Source organism: Corallococcus silvisoli, assembly GCF_009909145.1.
Lineage (GTDB): Bacteria > Myxococcota > Myxococcia > Myxococcales > Myxococcaceae > Corallococcus > Corallococcus silvisoli.
The window spans coordinates 294429-306877 of record NZ_JAAAPJ010000006.1; the positions used below are offsets into that span (position 1 = coordinate 294429).

Sequence of the window (12449 nt, forward strand, 5' to 3'; positions counted from 1 at the left end):
CTGGACGAGGGAAGACGTGACCGACATGAAGACCCGAATCGCGATGCGTGGCTGGTGGGGATGGGTGGCGCTGGGCGCCATGCTGGTGGCGCCCCAGGCGCTCGCGCAGACGTGCGACCAGAAGTGCTCCCTCAACGCGGGCTCCACGCTCCAGGCCTGTGTGAACAAGTGCTCCGCCAAGGACAAGACGTGCGCTGACCGCTGCACGAAGAGGTTCCAGGACACGAAGGCGAAGTGCGCCAAGAAGTGTCCCAAGGGCAAGGGCAAGTCGGAGTCCGCGCCTCACGCGCACGACCACGACGACTGAGTCCGCGCGTGTGATTGAAGGACCGGCGGGAGGGTGTTACGGGCGCGGGAGCCATGAGCGACGCCCCCTCCCGCAAGGACCTCGACACCACCGTCCACCTGCCGCGCACGGAGTTCCCCATGAAGGGGAACCTGGGCCAGCTCGAGCCGCGCCTGCTCGCGTGGTGGGCGGAGCACGGCGTGTGGAAGCAATTGCTCGCGAAGAACGCGGGCGGTGAGCCCTTCGTGCTGGCGGACGGGCCTCCGTACGCCAACGGCCACCTGCACGCCGGGCATGCGCTCAACAAGGTGCTGAAGGACATCGTGGTGAAGTTCCGGAACCTCTCCGGACGCCCCTGTGACTTCATCCCCGGCTGGGACACCCACGGCCTGCCCATCGAGCAGGCCGTGGAGAAGCGCCTCAAGGAACAGAAGCTGGACAAGCGCACCCTGTCGCGCGACGCGCTGCTGGAGCGCTGCCGCGAGTACGCGCTGGAGTTCGTGGACATCCAGCGCCAGGAGTTCCAGCGGCTCGGCGTCTTCGGCTCGTGGGAGGCGCCCTACCGGACGCTCGACTTCTCCTATGAAGCGCAGGAGGTGCGCGAGCTGGCCGCGTTCGCGCGCAGGGGCATGTTGTACCGGCGCAAGAAGCCCGTGGCGTGGTGTCTCCAGGACCAGACCGCGCTCGCCGAGGCGGAGGTGGAGTACGCGGAGCACACGTCTCCGTCCGTGTACGTGGCCTTCGACGCGGGGGCCTCGCTGGCGGATCGGCTGCCGCGGCTCCAGGGGCAGCGGGTGTCCTTCGTCATCTGGACCACCACGCCCTGGACCCTGCCGGCCAACCTGGCCATCGCGGTGAACCCCACGTTCGAATACGTCTTCTACCGGCTGGAGGACCGCGTCCTCTGCGTGGCGAAGGACCTGCTGGCGAAGGTGCTGGCGGAGGTGAAGGCGGACGAGCTGGCGGTGAAGCACGTGCAGCTGCCCACGGGCGAGGTGTCGTCACCCGCGCTGGTGGACCCCTCGCGCATCGTCGCGTACGTGACGGGCGAGGACCTGGAGCACGTGACGTATCAGCACCCGTTCTACGCACGGCAGGGGCGCGTGGTGCTGGGCGAGCACGTCACGCTGGAGGCGGGCACGGGGTTGGTGCACACGGCGCCGGGGCACGGCCAGGAGGACTACGAGGTCGGCCTCGCGTACGGCCTGGACATCTACAACCCGGTGCGCGCGGACGGCCGCTACGACGACACGGTGGGCGAGGTGCTCGCGGGCAGGCGCGTGTTCGACGCGAACCCGGTGGTGCTGGACCTGCTGGTGCAGCGGGGGGCGCTGCTCAATGACAAGGCGGACACGGTCACGCACAGCTATCCGCACTGCTGGCGCTGCCGTCAACCCGTCATCCAGGCGGCGACGTATCAGTGGTTCATCCCCATGGATGCGCCGTTCCAGGGGACGCGGACCTTCCGGCAGGCGGTGCTGGAGCGGGTGGACACGGTGCGCTGGGTGCCGTCCTGGGGACAGTCGCGCATCCGGGGCATGTTGGAGGGGCGCCCGGACTGGTGCATCAGCCGGCAGCGCAGCTGGGGCGTGCCCATCCCCATCGCGTACTGCGACGGGTGCGACGACGCGGTGGTGTCTCCCGAGGTGATGGAGCGCGTGGCGGCGGCGGTGGAGAAGGAGGGCGCGGGCGTGTGGTACCGCACGCCGGTGAAGGACTTCCTCGGAGAGGACTTCCGGTGTCCGCGTTGCGGCGCGGGTGGGTTCCACCGCGAGACGGACATCCTGGATGTGTGGTTCGACTCGGCGTGCATGGCGTCCGCGGTGCTGGAGAAGCGGCAGCGCGTGCCGGCGGACCTGTTCCTGGAGGGGAGCGACCAGCACCGGGGCTGGTTCCATTCGTCGCTGCTGGTGTCGGTGGGCACTCGCGACGTGGCGCCCTACAAGGCATGTCTCACGCACGGCTTCGTGGTGGATGGCCAGGGCGAGAAGATGTCCAAGAGCCGGGGCAACACGGTGGCTCCGGACAAGGTCATCCAGCAGTACGGCGCGGAGGTGCTGCGCCTGTGGGTGGCGGCGAGCGACTACCGCAACGACGTGCGCCTGTCGGACGCCATCCTCAAGGGCCTGTCGGAGGGCTACCGGAAGATCCGCAATACCTTGCGCTACGCGCTGGGCAACCTGCACGACTTCAACCCCGCGAAGGACGCGGTGGCTGGGGATGCGCTGCCGCCGTTGGACCAGTGGGCGCGTGGACGGCTGGCGCAGGTGGCGGCGCGGGTGCGGCAGGCGTACGAGGACTACGAGTTCCACCTCGTGTACGCGACGGTGGTGGACTTCTGCGCCAATGACTTGTCAGCCGTGTACTTCGACATCCTGAAGGACCGGCTCTACACGGCGAAGGCGGATGGGCCCGCGCGCCGGAGTGCGCAGACGGTGTTGCATGAGGTGCTCACGGTGCTGCTGCCGCTGTTGGCTCCGGTGATGAGCTTCACGGCGGAGGAGGCGTGGCAGCACCTGCCGGGCGAGCGCGCCCAGAGCGTGTTCCTGGCGGGCCTCGCGGAGGCAGGGGCCGCGATGCCGCCGGAGCTGGAGGCGCGTTACACGAAGCTCTTCGCGGTGAGGAGCGCGGTGCAGGGCGTGCTGGAAGCGGCGCGGCGGGAGAAGCGCATCGGCGCGTCGCTGGAGGCGCGCGTGGTGCTGACGGCGGGTGGGGCGGTGAAGGAGCTGCTCCAGGCGCACCTCGCGGAGCTGCCCGGGCTGTTCATCGTGAGCCAGGTGGAGGTGGCGGACACGGCATCCGTCGCGGCGAAGGCGCTGGATGTTTCACAGGTGTTTGGAGAGGGCGCGCCGCTGTCCGCGGAGGTGCTGCCCGCGCTGGGGGCGAAGTGCCCCCGATGCTGGGTGTACTCGGAAGAGGTGGGGCAGGGCGGGGACGTGTGTCTCAAGTGCCGTGAGGCTTTGCCCTGAAGTGAGACATCATTCGGGGCAGGTGGATGTGCTGCCCCCTGGCTAGGTGTCGGAGGTCTCCAGCCGTCGCAGCGTGTCCACCAGGTTCTGCATGCGTTCGTGGTGCGTGCCGGGCCAGAAGACGCGCTGGCAGCCGGGGCACTGGCGGAAGTGGGACTGGCGCTCGGCGACACCTTCGGGGATGCGGCCGCGCACCTCCTCCGGCGTGGCGGGAGACAGCGGGGCGTTGCACGCGAGGCAGCGCGAGAAGGGCTTCATGCGCGACGTCAGGCCATAGCGCCGCACCACCTCCACCAGCTGGTGCGCCGGGTCGGTGGCTCGCGGGAAGTAGCCGTGCACGACCTCCGAACGCTTGAGCAGGCCCAGGTCCCGCGTGAGCAACACCCGCGATTCGTCGCGCGACAACCGCGCCAGGAAGTCGTCCGCGAAGTCGTTGCGCCACAGCGTGTCGAAGCCGAGCATCCGCAGGAAGCCCGAAAGCCTCCCCAGCCCCACGTCCAACACGAAGCGCGGCATCGCCGGGAGCGGCGGTCCCACGCGCGACTCCGCCGCCACGCGCGACACCCGGACCGTCACCGGATACACGTCGACGCGCGTGTCCGCCTCCACCCGGTGCCCGAACCCCACCGGCTCGCCGTCCACCAACACCACGTCCACCTCCGGGTGCGGCGGCCCCAGCGACTCGATGAGGTCCTTCACCGACGGGCTCCCCTGCAACACCTGCGTGAGCACCTGCCCCCGTCGCTCCGGTGCGAGGAAGTCGTTCAGCGCGCCGTGGAACCGCACCGTGAGCTGTCGTGCTGACATCCTGGACTCCTCACGTCTTGCTGCGTCGTGACTGGATTCGTTGATGTCTTCCTTTGAATCCGAGTCTTCCGCAGATACGTGTCGCGGTGGCTCTCGGATTCTTGAAAGGCAGGGGAAGGATTCCTCACGGACAGTCAGGGGACAGCTTCCTTGCAAACTTCTATAATCACGCGCCAGTCGGCGCGCCGAAGCCGATGGGTCACCCCCTCGACACCCTCGGAAGCAAGGATTCAGGCCCTGTATGTCCATGAAGCTCCCCCCGTTCCTCCGCCCACTCGTGGCGCTGGGGTTCCTGGCCCTCGCTTGTGGCCCGGGTGATGAGCCCACGCCTCCGTCGGATTCGGGGACCTCCGCTGATGCGGGCACCCGGAGCGACGCGGGCCCCACCGTGGATGGGGGTATCACCGAGGATGCTGGCTCCGACGCGGGCCCCATCGTCGATGCTGGCGAGCCCGTGGACTCGGACGACGCGGGCACTCCCGTTGATGCCGGATCCGACGTGGACGCTGGCTCCGACGTGGATGCCGGCTCGACGGTCGACGCGGGCACGGACGCCGGCTCGACGGTCGATGCGGGTACGGACGCTGGCTCGACGACGGACGCGGGCACGGACGCCGGCTCGACGGTCGACGCGGGCACGGACGCTGGCTCGACGACGGACGCGGGCACGGACGCCGGTTCGGGCTCCGACGGTGGCTACACGCAGATCCGCCTGATGGCGGCCAACCTCTCCAGCGGCAACGGCCAGAACTACGACCCCGGCCACGGCATCCGGCTGATGCAGGGCGTGAAGCCCGACGTCGTGATGATCCAGGAGTTCAACTACAAGTCGAACTCCGCCGCGGACATCCGGAGCATGGTCGACACCACCTTCGGCCCGGGCTTCTACTACTACCGCGAGGGCGGCGCGCAGATCCCCAACGGCGTCATCAGCCGCTACCCCATCATCGAGTCGGGTGAGTGGGACGACCCCAAGGTCGCCAACCGCGACTTCGCCTGGGCGCGCATCGACATCCCGGGGCCGCGTGACCTCTGGGTGGTCAGCGTGCACCTGCTCACCACCAGCTCCGGCAACCGCTCCGCGGAGGCCACCAGCCTGGTGAGCTACATCAAGTCGAACATCCCGGAGAACGACTACCTGGCCATCGGCGGTGACTTCAACACCGACAGCCGCTCCGAGGCCTGCCTCACCACCTTCAAGCAGGTGGTCGACACGGCCGGCCCGCACCCCGCGGACAAGAACGGCAAGGACGGCACCAACGCGTCCCGCAGCAAGCCCTACGACCACGTGCTGGTGGACAGCGACCTGCGCCCGTTCCAGGTGGCCACCGTCGTCGGCACCAGCACCTTCGCCAACGGCCTGGTGCTCGACAGCCGCGTCTACACGCCCATCTCGGACATCGCCCCGGCGATGAACACCGACAGCGGCGCCGCCAGCATGCAGCACATGGGCGTCGTGAAGACGTTCCTCACGCCCAACTTCTAGTCGGCGTGAACATGGCTCGGGCCGGTCATCGGGGGCTCCCCGGTGTCCGGCCCGTGTCTTTTCAGAAGCTCCACTTGTGCTTGTTCTTCGCGATGAAGCGCCCCACCGGCGGGATGCGCGCGATGAGCGGCGTCAGCACGAACACCGCCGCCAGCCTCAGCGGCTTCACCGCCTGCGAGGCCAGATAGGCCGCGCCCCACGCGCCCGCCTGCGCCCCCGTGCCCTGGGGCTGGAAGCCGGCCCGGATGGCCGCCCAGAAGCCCACGATGACCAGGCCGAAGATGAGGTAGTTCACCGCGATGGCCAGCGGGCCGTAGTCCACCAACAGCGCCTTGAAGCGCGCCATCAGCGAGGGCTTCGTCGCCGGCGGCGCGGTGGTTCCGGGTGGGGCAATGTCGGGAGCGGAGGGTTTCACGTCGGGCTCAACAGGCGCCATGGGCGCACCATGCCCGAAACGCGCGACCTCCGGGAGGGAGGAGGCGAGCGAGCTGGTGGACTCTGGACCGTGTCCGGGTTGTCAGGGCTCCCAGGGGCGCGATAGAGGTCGGGGCACCGCATGAAAGCCTCCCTCCGCCTCCTCCTCGTCGTGGTCCTCGCCGTGCTGGCGGCGGATCAGGTGACCAAGTACCTGGCCGTGTCGCGGCTGACGGAAGCCCTGGATGGCCGCAGCGGCATGTCGCGCGTCGCGGGCTTCCTCAGCGAGCGCAACCTGGACAACGACCCGCCCACGGAGGGCGTGTTCCGCAAGAACACCCGGCCGTACCGCTTCATCGAGGACTACTGGCACTTCCGCTACGTGGAGAACCCGGGCGCGGCGTGGGGCATGTTCTCCAACCTGCCGGACACCGCGCGCAAGGCGTTCTTCCACGTGGTGAGCCTGGCGGCGCTGGCGTTCATCCTGGCGCTGTACCGACGCACGGACGCGTCCCAGCGGCTGGTGCGCGTGGCGCTGGCGCTCATCACCGGCGGCGCGCTGGGCAACTTCGTGGACCGGCTCATCCGGGGCTACGTCATCGACTTCATCGACTGGCACTGGCGCAACCAGCCGGGCATGCGCTGGCCCACGTTCAACGTGGCGGACGCGGCCATCTGCGTGGGCGTGGCGCTGATGCTGCTGGACTCCGTGCGCCGGCCGGCCCCGGTGTCCACTCCGCCGCTCGTCCAGAATCCCTAGCACCCGCGTCCGTGACGCGCCGGGAGGGGGCGGATATAAGCCCTCTTCGTGCCGCGCAAATACGCCATCCTCCTCGCCCTCACCCTGGGCGTCATCGTGCTCGACCAGTGGACGAAGTACCTGGTCGTGCGCGACCTCACCACCCGCTTCGACGGGACCACCACGCTGGGCCAGCGGCTGGGCGCCCTGTACACGCCCGCGGAAGAGGTGGGCCGCAACGGCCTGCACTTCCAGCCCCGCACGCACGTGGAGGTGGTGGAGGACTTCTTCCGCCTCCGCTACGCGGAGAACCCGGGCGCCGCGTGGGGCATGTTCCGCGACCTGCCGCCCAACGTGCGCGGCCCGCTCTTCAACGTCGTGATGCTGGGGGCGGTGGTGCTCATCGTCTTCTACTTCCGGAAGCTGACCGGCACGGACCCCGCGGAGGTGTGGGCGCTGTGGGGCCTGCCGCTGGTGCTGGGCGGCGCGCTGGGCAACTTCATCGACCGCGTGACGCGGGCCTTCGTCATCGATTTCCTGGAGGCCCACTGGTACGACAAGGCCGCCTGGCCGTCGTTCAACGTCGCGGACGCGGCCATCTGCATCGGCGTGGGCATGCTCGTGGTGGACGGCTTCGTGCGCAAGGAGAAGCCCGCCTCCGCGCCCGCCAAGGCCTGAGCGTCCCCTCGCCGGGAACGCGCCGCTGAAGTCCGGCCGGGAATGTCGCCCCCGGCCGCTCCGGTTGTCCCCGCCGCTCGTCCGGGCCGCCCCTCCGAGGTCCCCATGCTCCCCGTCCTGTTGCGCCTCACCTTCACCAGCCTGTGGACGCAGCTGCTGCTGTACGCCGTCGCGGTGGGCGTCGTGGCCTCCGTCGCCGTCAACGGTTGGAGGGGCACGCTGGGGCCGGTGGATCCAAAGTCCGGCAAGGAGGCGCCCGCGTCGTCCCAGGACAAGCTCCTGCGCGCGGTGGGGTTCGCGGGGGTGGGCGGCTTCCTCGCGTACTTCGGACTCAAGTACGCGCTGCCCGCGGACGCGTTCCCCGGTGGCAGGGGCGAGGGCATCCCGCTGCACACCTACGGCGTGCTCCTGGCCACGGGCTTCGTCACCGCGGTGGCGGTGGCGGGCCGGCTGGCGCAGGACGAGTGGCGCCGGGTGACGCACGTGGAGGGCCAGGGCTGGGTGGACACGGAGGGCCCGAAGCGGCGCGAGCAGGTGATGGACATGGCGTTCTGGGTCCTCGTGGGTGGACTCGTGGGCAGCCGCCTGCTGTTCGTGCTGGTGAACTGGCGGGACTACGCGGACGACTGGACGCAGGCCTTCTCCCTGGGCGGCGGGCTGGTGTTCTACGGCGGCCTCATCGGCGCGGGGCTGGCGGCGTTCCTCTTCGCGCGCAGGCACGGGCTGGACTTCCTGCGGCTGGCGGACGTGTGCATCCCCACCGTGTCGCTGGGGCAGTGCCTGGGGCGCCTGGGGTGCTTCTCCGCGGGGTGCTGCTGGGGGGACATGGCGGGGAGCCACTCGGCCACGGGCGTCACCTTCCCGGGCTCCCGGCTGGCCCTGGACCTGTTCGGCCAGCCCGGGGGCGCGTCCAGCCTGGCGTATGGCTCGCAGGCGGGGGACAGCCGCTTCGTCGTGGAGGCCACCGGTGAGGTGCTCCACCACGCGGCGCCGGGCGCGGTGCGCATCTCCGACTGGGTGGTCCAGCACGGCACCACCCTGCCGGTGTACCCCACGCAGCTCTTCGAGTCGGTGGGGCAGCTGGTGCTCTTCGTGGCGCTCCTGTACGCGCGCCGCTACCGCCGCTTCCACGGGCACATCTTCGCCCTCTGGCTGATGGCCTACGCCGTCCTGCGCACCTCGGTGGAGCTGTTCCGGGGCGACCTGGAGCGCGGCACCCTGCACGGCCTGCTGGAGTCGCTGGGCGCCCACGGGCTGGCGGGCGCGGTGCCCCTGGAGGCCTGGTACAACGTGTCCACCAGCCAGTTCATCTCCCTGTGTATGTTTACGTTCGGTGCGGTGCTGCTGGCGCGCCACCGACCGGCGGGTGAGGGGGCTGCCCTGGGGTCCACACCCTCGGCGGCCTGAGGTTGCGAGCCGCGCCCGGGTTGGGGACACTCCGGGGACATGCCGCCGCCCGACAACGCCCGACCCGCCGTCAAAGGCGGGGCCCGGCCCTCCCAGGACGCCAGCTCCTCCAGTGAAGCCGCCCTCCATGAATGCGAGGAGATGGAAGCGGCGATCGCGGAGCTGCGCCACACCTACGAGCAGTACTTCATGGGGATGGAGCGCCAGGCGCCCATCCGCGCGCATGAGGACCTGAAGAAGCGGATGCTGAAGCTCAAGGGGGCCTTCATCCGCAGCACGTCGGTGAAGTTCCGCGTGCAGAGCCTCCACAACAAGTTCCTCACCTACGAGCGGCTGTGGACGCGCACGCTCCAGGAGATCGAGGCCGGCACCTACCGCCGCGACCTGGCCAAGGCCCGCCGCCGCGCCGAGGCGAAGAAGCCCGCGGCCGGGGAGCGCCAGAAGGGCGTGGTGGAGATCCCGGAAGAGATCTCCGACATGGACTTCGAGGAGATCGAGCAGCTCGCCGGGCGCCGACCCATCAACGAGCCGAAGCTCGCCTCGGAGCTGCTGGGGGTGAAGGACGTGGCGCCGGTGGGCGGAACGCCCTTCCGGGGGACGCCCGCGGTGGCGGCGCAGCCGTCGGGGGCTCCGCCCCGGGGCACGCCCGCCGGGCTGGTGCCGCCCGGCGCCACGCCGAGGTCGGGCACGCCCTCGGTGGCGCCCGTGGGGGGCCTGCCCTCCATCTCGCCCGTGATCGGCACGCCCCAGAAGGGGACTCCGGCGGTGGGCGCGGCGACGGCGAAGCTGCCCGCCGTGACACCCGCGGTGGCCGGGGGGACTCCGGCGGCGGGACGTCCCGCGGTGCCTCCTGGCATGGCCGCGAAGGCTCCGGCGGCGGCCCCGGTCGCCGCGCCGCCCCGCCCCGCGGCGGCGGGCCCTGGTGGCGGCATGTCCGACGACAAGCTGCGCGCGGTGTACGACGCCTATGTCACCGCGAAGCGCCGCTGCCAGGAGGACACGTCCAAGATGTCCTACGAGTCGGTGGCGGCCACGCTGCGCAAGCAGGTGCCGGAGCTGCTCAAGCAGCACAACGCGAAGGCCGTGGAGTTCAAGGTCGTCATCAAGGACGGCAAGGCCTCGCTCAAGGCCGTGCCCAAGTAGGGAGGCGCGGATGAACCAGGACCTGGAGGCGCTCAAGGCGCGGGTGGCTCGCCTGTCGGTGATGATCTTCGACATCGACGGCACGCTCACCGACGGCCGCATCTTCTGGGTCCCCCACTCCGGGTGGACGCAGATGTACAGCGTGCGCGACGGGATGGGCATCAAGCGCCTCCAGGAGGCGGGCATCGAGGTGGCCGCCATCTCCGGCGGGGACAGCCTCTCCGCGCAGATGCGCATGCAGTCGCTGGGCTTGCGCCACGTGCACTTCGGCAGCCAGGACAAGGTGGTGCACTTCGAGAAGCTGCTCGGCATCCTCAACGTGTCCGCCGAGCACTGCGGCTACATGGGCGATGAGGTGGTGGACCTGCCGCTGCTCAACGCGGTGGGCTTCTCCGCCACCGTGCCCGAGGCCCCGGACGAGGTGCGCGCGAAGGTGCACTACGTGGCCCAGCGCGCCGCGGGCTTCGGCGCCGCGCGCGAGGTGTGTGAGTTCATCCTGAAGCACCGGGCGCGCGCCACGCCCTCGACGTGACGGCTCCTTCCCGTCGCGCGACCGCGAGCGCACCGGGCCTCCCACCACGGGGCTCCGGGTCCTCGTGCATCCTTCATCGTGCGACTCCTCCGGACATGACCCTCCCCATCCGAGGGGTGGGTGCGATGCGGTGAGCGAGGCCCCTTCTGACGCATCGTCAAACCCGCGGGAGAGGAGCGATGCCCGAACGTTCGCTCCTGGAAACGCGCGCATCCCCGCGGTGAGTGCGGGTTGTCGCTCCTGGAGGCCGTTCCTACCTTGCGCTGCCTGACGGCCGGTGGACGGTCCGAGACGCTTGGGAGGCGACGTGGGGATGTGGCGGGTAGGGCTCGGACTGGCAGCGGCCGTGGGGCTCGCCGTGGCCACCGGATGCGGCCAGTCCCCGGAGGACTCCGAAGCGCGCCTCGCGGCCCTGGAGGCCGAGGGCAAGCAGATGGATCAGGCCCTGGACGCGGTCGAGGACCGGCTCATGGGCAGCCAGGGCCGGCTCGCGATGTGGAACGAGCTGGGGAGGCGCCACCAGGAGGTGAGCGTCATCCAGTGCAAGGTGGCCGATGCCCACATCGCCGCCATCCTCAAGCACGAGGACAAGCAGAACCAGAAGGCGCGGACCGTGAAGCAGCGCAACTCCATGGCGTCCGTGGACGCCGCGGTGCTCACCTCTGGCAAGGCGCCCAAGCAGCGCAGCAACTGACCTGGGCGGCCGGCGCGGCGGAGCCGGGTGCTAGCCGGGCATGCGCGTGGCGCGGTCGCGCATGCGCTTCTCCACCGCGATGACGCCCCGGAGGAAGATGCCGGGGGCCAGCCGCCGCAGGCGCCAGAACCAGCGCGCATCCGCCATGGGCAGCACGTGCGGCGCGCCCTGGTCCACCGCCTTGAGCAGCCGCTCGGCGACCCACTCCGGGCCAATCTTCGAATGGTCCACCAGCTTGACGCTCAGGCGGCGCGTGCCCGGGTCGGAGTACGGCGCGGCCGCGGCGGCGATGTTCGTGCGGAAGAACGTGGGGCACGCCACCGTGACGCCCAGCCCCAGCGGCTGCAGCTCCGCGTAGAGCGTCTCCGACAGCGCGACGACCGCGGCCTTGGACGTGTTGTAGGCCGCCAGGTTCGGCGCGTATACGAGCCCCGCGGCGGACGCGATGTTGAGCACGTGCCCCGAGCCCTGCTTGCGCAGCCGGGGGACGAACGCGTGGCAGCCGTGGATGACGCCCCACAGGTTCACGTCCAGCACGCGCTTCCACTCCGCCAGCGGCAGCGTCCCCACCGCGCCGCCGGTCGCGACGCCCGCGTTGTTCACCACCAGGTCCACGCCGCCGAACGCGTCGTCCGTGGCGCGCGCCAACGCCTCCACCGCGTCCGCGTTCGTGACGTCGCACGGGTGCACCCGCGCCTCGCCGCCCAGCGCCGTGACGCGGCGGGCGGTGTCCTCCGCGGCGGCCGCGTTCACGTCCGACACCATCACCCGCGCCTGGCGGGCCGCCAGGGCTTCACAGAGCGCACGGCCAAGGCCACTGCCGGCACCCGTCACCACCGCGCGAGGACGTGAGGGAAGGCTCATGGTTTCAAGACTCCAGGGACGGCGAGGGGAGGGGGCGACGTCGTGACGCGACAGGGCTAGCACGCCGGGCGAAAGGGTGGCCATTCACCCGTGCTCGCTTTTCACGAAGCCCGGGTTTCCGACGGGCGGGCGGGCAGGCGCACGGTTCGTGACCCGGGGGCGGAAGTTGGCTAGAACCCGGGGCGTGCAACGCGTTGGGTTGGCAGCAATGGCGGTCGCGGCGGCCGGGCTCCTCGGGTGCAACAACCTGGAGTCCTGCGGTTCGACGTCAGTGGACATCACCCGGACCGACGGGGGTCTCTACCGTTGCGTGACCTCCGAGGACTGCCCCCGGACCTCGCGTGTCTTCGTCTGCGTGACGGACGTCTCCTCCGAGCGCGAGTGCGTGCGCTGCGACGAGACGCGCTGCGTGCGCCTCATCCCGGAGTCC

At 70.4% G+C, this 12449-nt stretch carries 12 protein-coding genes; 9 read left to right on the forward strand and 3 right to left on the reverse strand.

Going from position 1 to position 12449, the window contains the following annotated elements:
* Positions 1-25: 25 nt before the first annotated feature.
* Both GTY96_RS12860 and ileS read left to right on the forward strand, forming a co-directional pair.
* Positions 26-307 (forward strand): hypothetical protein, encoded by a 282-nt coding sequence (locus tag GTY96_RS12860; protein ID WP_143906172.1) that lies wholly within the window; start codon positions 26-28, stop codon positions 305-307.
* Between the two features lie 53 nt (positions 308-360).
* The gene (ileS, locus tag GTY96_RS12865) at positions 361-3255 is read left to right on the forward strand and encodes an isoleucine--tRNA ligase (protein WP_161664874.1); all 2895 of its coding nucleotides are present in this window, start codon (positions 361-363) and stop codon (positions 3253-3255) included.
* Positions 3256-3297: 42 nt separating this feature from the next.
* Here ileS and GTY96_RS12870 read toward each other — a convergent pair whose 3' ends face one another.
* Positions 3298-4062: a Mut7-C RNAse domain-containing protein gene (locus tag GTY96_RS12870; RefSeq protein WP_143906168.1), complete on the reverse strand. Its 765-nt coding sequence runs from the start codon at positions 4060-4062 to the stop codon at positions 3298-3300.
* A gap of 241 nt (positions 4063-4303) precedes the next feature.
* On the opposite strand from GTY96_RS12870, the gene GTY96_RS12875 reads away from it, so the two are divergent.
* A complete protein-coding gene (locus GTY96_RS12875) occupies positions 4304-5548 on the forward strand; it encodes an endonuclease/exonuclease/phosphatase family protein (RefSeq protein ID WP_143906166.1) in 1245 nt (414 codons plus the stop codon).
* Between the two features lie 61 nt (positions 5549-5609).
* On the opposite strand, the gene GTY96_RS12880 is transcribed toward GTY96_RS12875, so the two are convergent.
* A complete protein-coding gene (locus GTY96_RS12880) occupies positions 5610-5963 on the reverse strand; it encodes a hypothetical protein (protein ID WP_143906164.1) in 354 nt (117 codons plus the stop codon).
* A 141-nt stretch (positions 5964-6104) separates the two neighbouring features.
* Here GTY96_RS12880 and lspA (GTY96_RS12885) point away from each other — a divergent pair, with 141 nt between their 5' ends.
* From lspA (GTY96_RS12885) to GTY96_RS12910, 6 genes are all read left to right on the forward strand, one after another.
* Positions 6105-6722 carry a signal peptidase II gene (gene lspA / locus GTY96_RS12885; RefSeq protein ID WP_143906162.1) on the forward strand — a complete coding sequence of 206 codons (618 nt, stop codon included), beginning with the start codon at positions 6105-6107 and terminating at the stop codon, positions 6720-6722.
* 48 nt (positions 6723-6770) lie between these two features.
* Positions 6771-7379, forward strand: coding sequence for a signal peptidase II (gene lspA, locus GTY96_RS12890; RefSeq protein WP_161664875.1), 609 nt, complete (start codon positions 6771-6773; stop codon positions 7377-7379).
* Between the two features lie 105 nt (positions 7380-7484).
* On the forward strand, positions 7485-8786 hold the full coding sequence (locus GTY96_RS12895) for a prolipoprotein diacylglyceryl transferase (protein WP_161664876.1): 1302 nt from the start codon (positions 7485-7487) through the stop codon (positions 8784-8786).
* A 39-nt stretch (positions 8787-8825) separates the two neighbouring features.
* A complete protein-coding gene (locus tag GTY96_RS12900) occupies positions 8826-9929 on the forward strand; it encodes an MXAN_5187 C-terminal domain-containing protein (protein WP_161664877.1) in 1104 nt (367 codons plus the stop codon).
* 10 nt (positions 9930-9939) lie between these two features.
* Complete coding sequence (locus tag GTY96_RS12905; RefSeq protein ID WP_161664878.1) at positions 9940-10461, forward strand: KdsC family phosphatase; 522 nt, start codon at positions 9940-9942, stop codon at positions 10459-10461.
* Between the two features lie 358 nt (positions 10462-10819).
* Positions 10820-11155: a hypothetical protein gene (locus tag GTY96_RS12910; protein WP_328700857.1), complete on the forward strand. Its 336-nt coding sequence runs from the start codon at positions 10820-10822 to the stop codon at positions 11153-11155.
* Between the two features lie 30 nt (positions 11156-11185).
* On the opposite strand, the gene GTY96_RS12915 is transcribed toward GTY96_RS12910, so the two are convergent.
* On the reverse strand, positions 11186-12019 hold the full coding sequence (locus GTY96_RS12915) for an SDR family NAD(P)-dependent oxidoreductase (RefSeq protein WP_161664879.1): 834 nt from the start codon (positions 12017-12019) through the stop codon (positions 11186-11188).
* Positions 12020-12449 lie beyond the last annotated feature (430 nt).

What these genes read in the sequence shown, in the direction of transcription:
- GTY96_RS12870 (WP_143906168.1), bottom strand. Translation starts at nt 4,062, where the DNA reads ATGTCAGCACGACAGCTCACGGTGCGGTTCCACGGCGCGCTGAACGAC.
- ileS (WP_161664874.1), top strand. Translation starts at nt 361, where the DNA reads ATGAGCGACGCCCCCTCCCGCAAGGACCTCGACACCACCGTCCACCTG.
- GTY96_RS12860 (WP_143906172.1), top strand. Translation starts at nt 26, where the DNA reads ATGAAGACCCGAATCGCGATGCGTGGCTGGTGGGGATGGGTGGCGCTG.
- GTY96_RS12900 (WP_161664877.1), top strand. Translation starts at nt 8,826, where the DNA reads ATGCCGCCGCCCGACAACGCCCGACCCGCCGTCAAAGGCGGGGCCCGG.
- GTY96_RS12905 (WP_161664878.1), top strand. Translation starts at nt 9,940, where the DNA reads ATGAACCAGGACCTGGAGGCGCTCAAGGCGCGGGTGGCTCGCCTGTCG.
- GTY96_RS12875 (WP_143906166.1), top strand. Translation starts at nt 4,304, where the DNA reads ATGTCCATGAAGCTCCCCCCGTTCCTCCGCCCACTCGTGGCGCTGGGG.
- GTY96_RS12895 (WP_161664876.1), top strand. Translation starts at nt 7,485, where the DNA reads ATGCTCCCCGTCCTGTTGCGCCTCACCTTCACCAGCCTGTGGACGCAG.
- lspA (WP_143906162.1), top strand. Translation starts at nt 6,105, where the DNA reads ATGAAAGCCTCCCTCCGCCTCCTCCTCGTCGTGGTCCTCGCCGTGCTG.
- GTY96_RS12915 (WP_161664879.1), bottom strand. Translation starts at nt 12,019, where the DNA reads ATGAGCCTTCCCTCACGTCCTCGCGCGGTGGTGACGGGTGCCGGCAGT.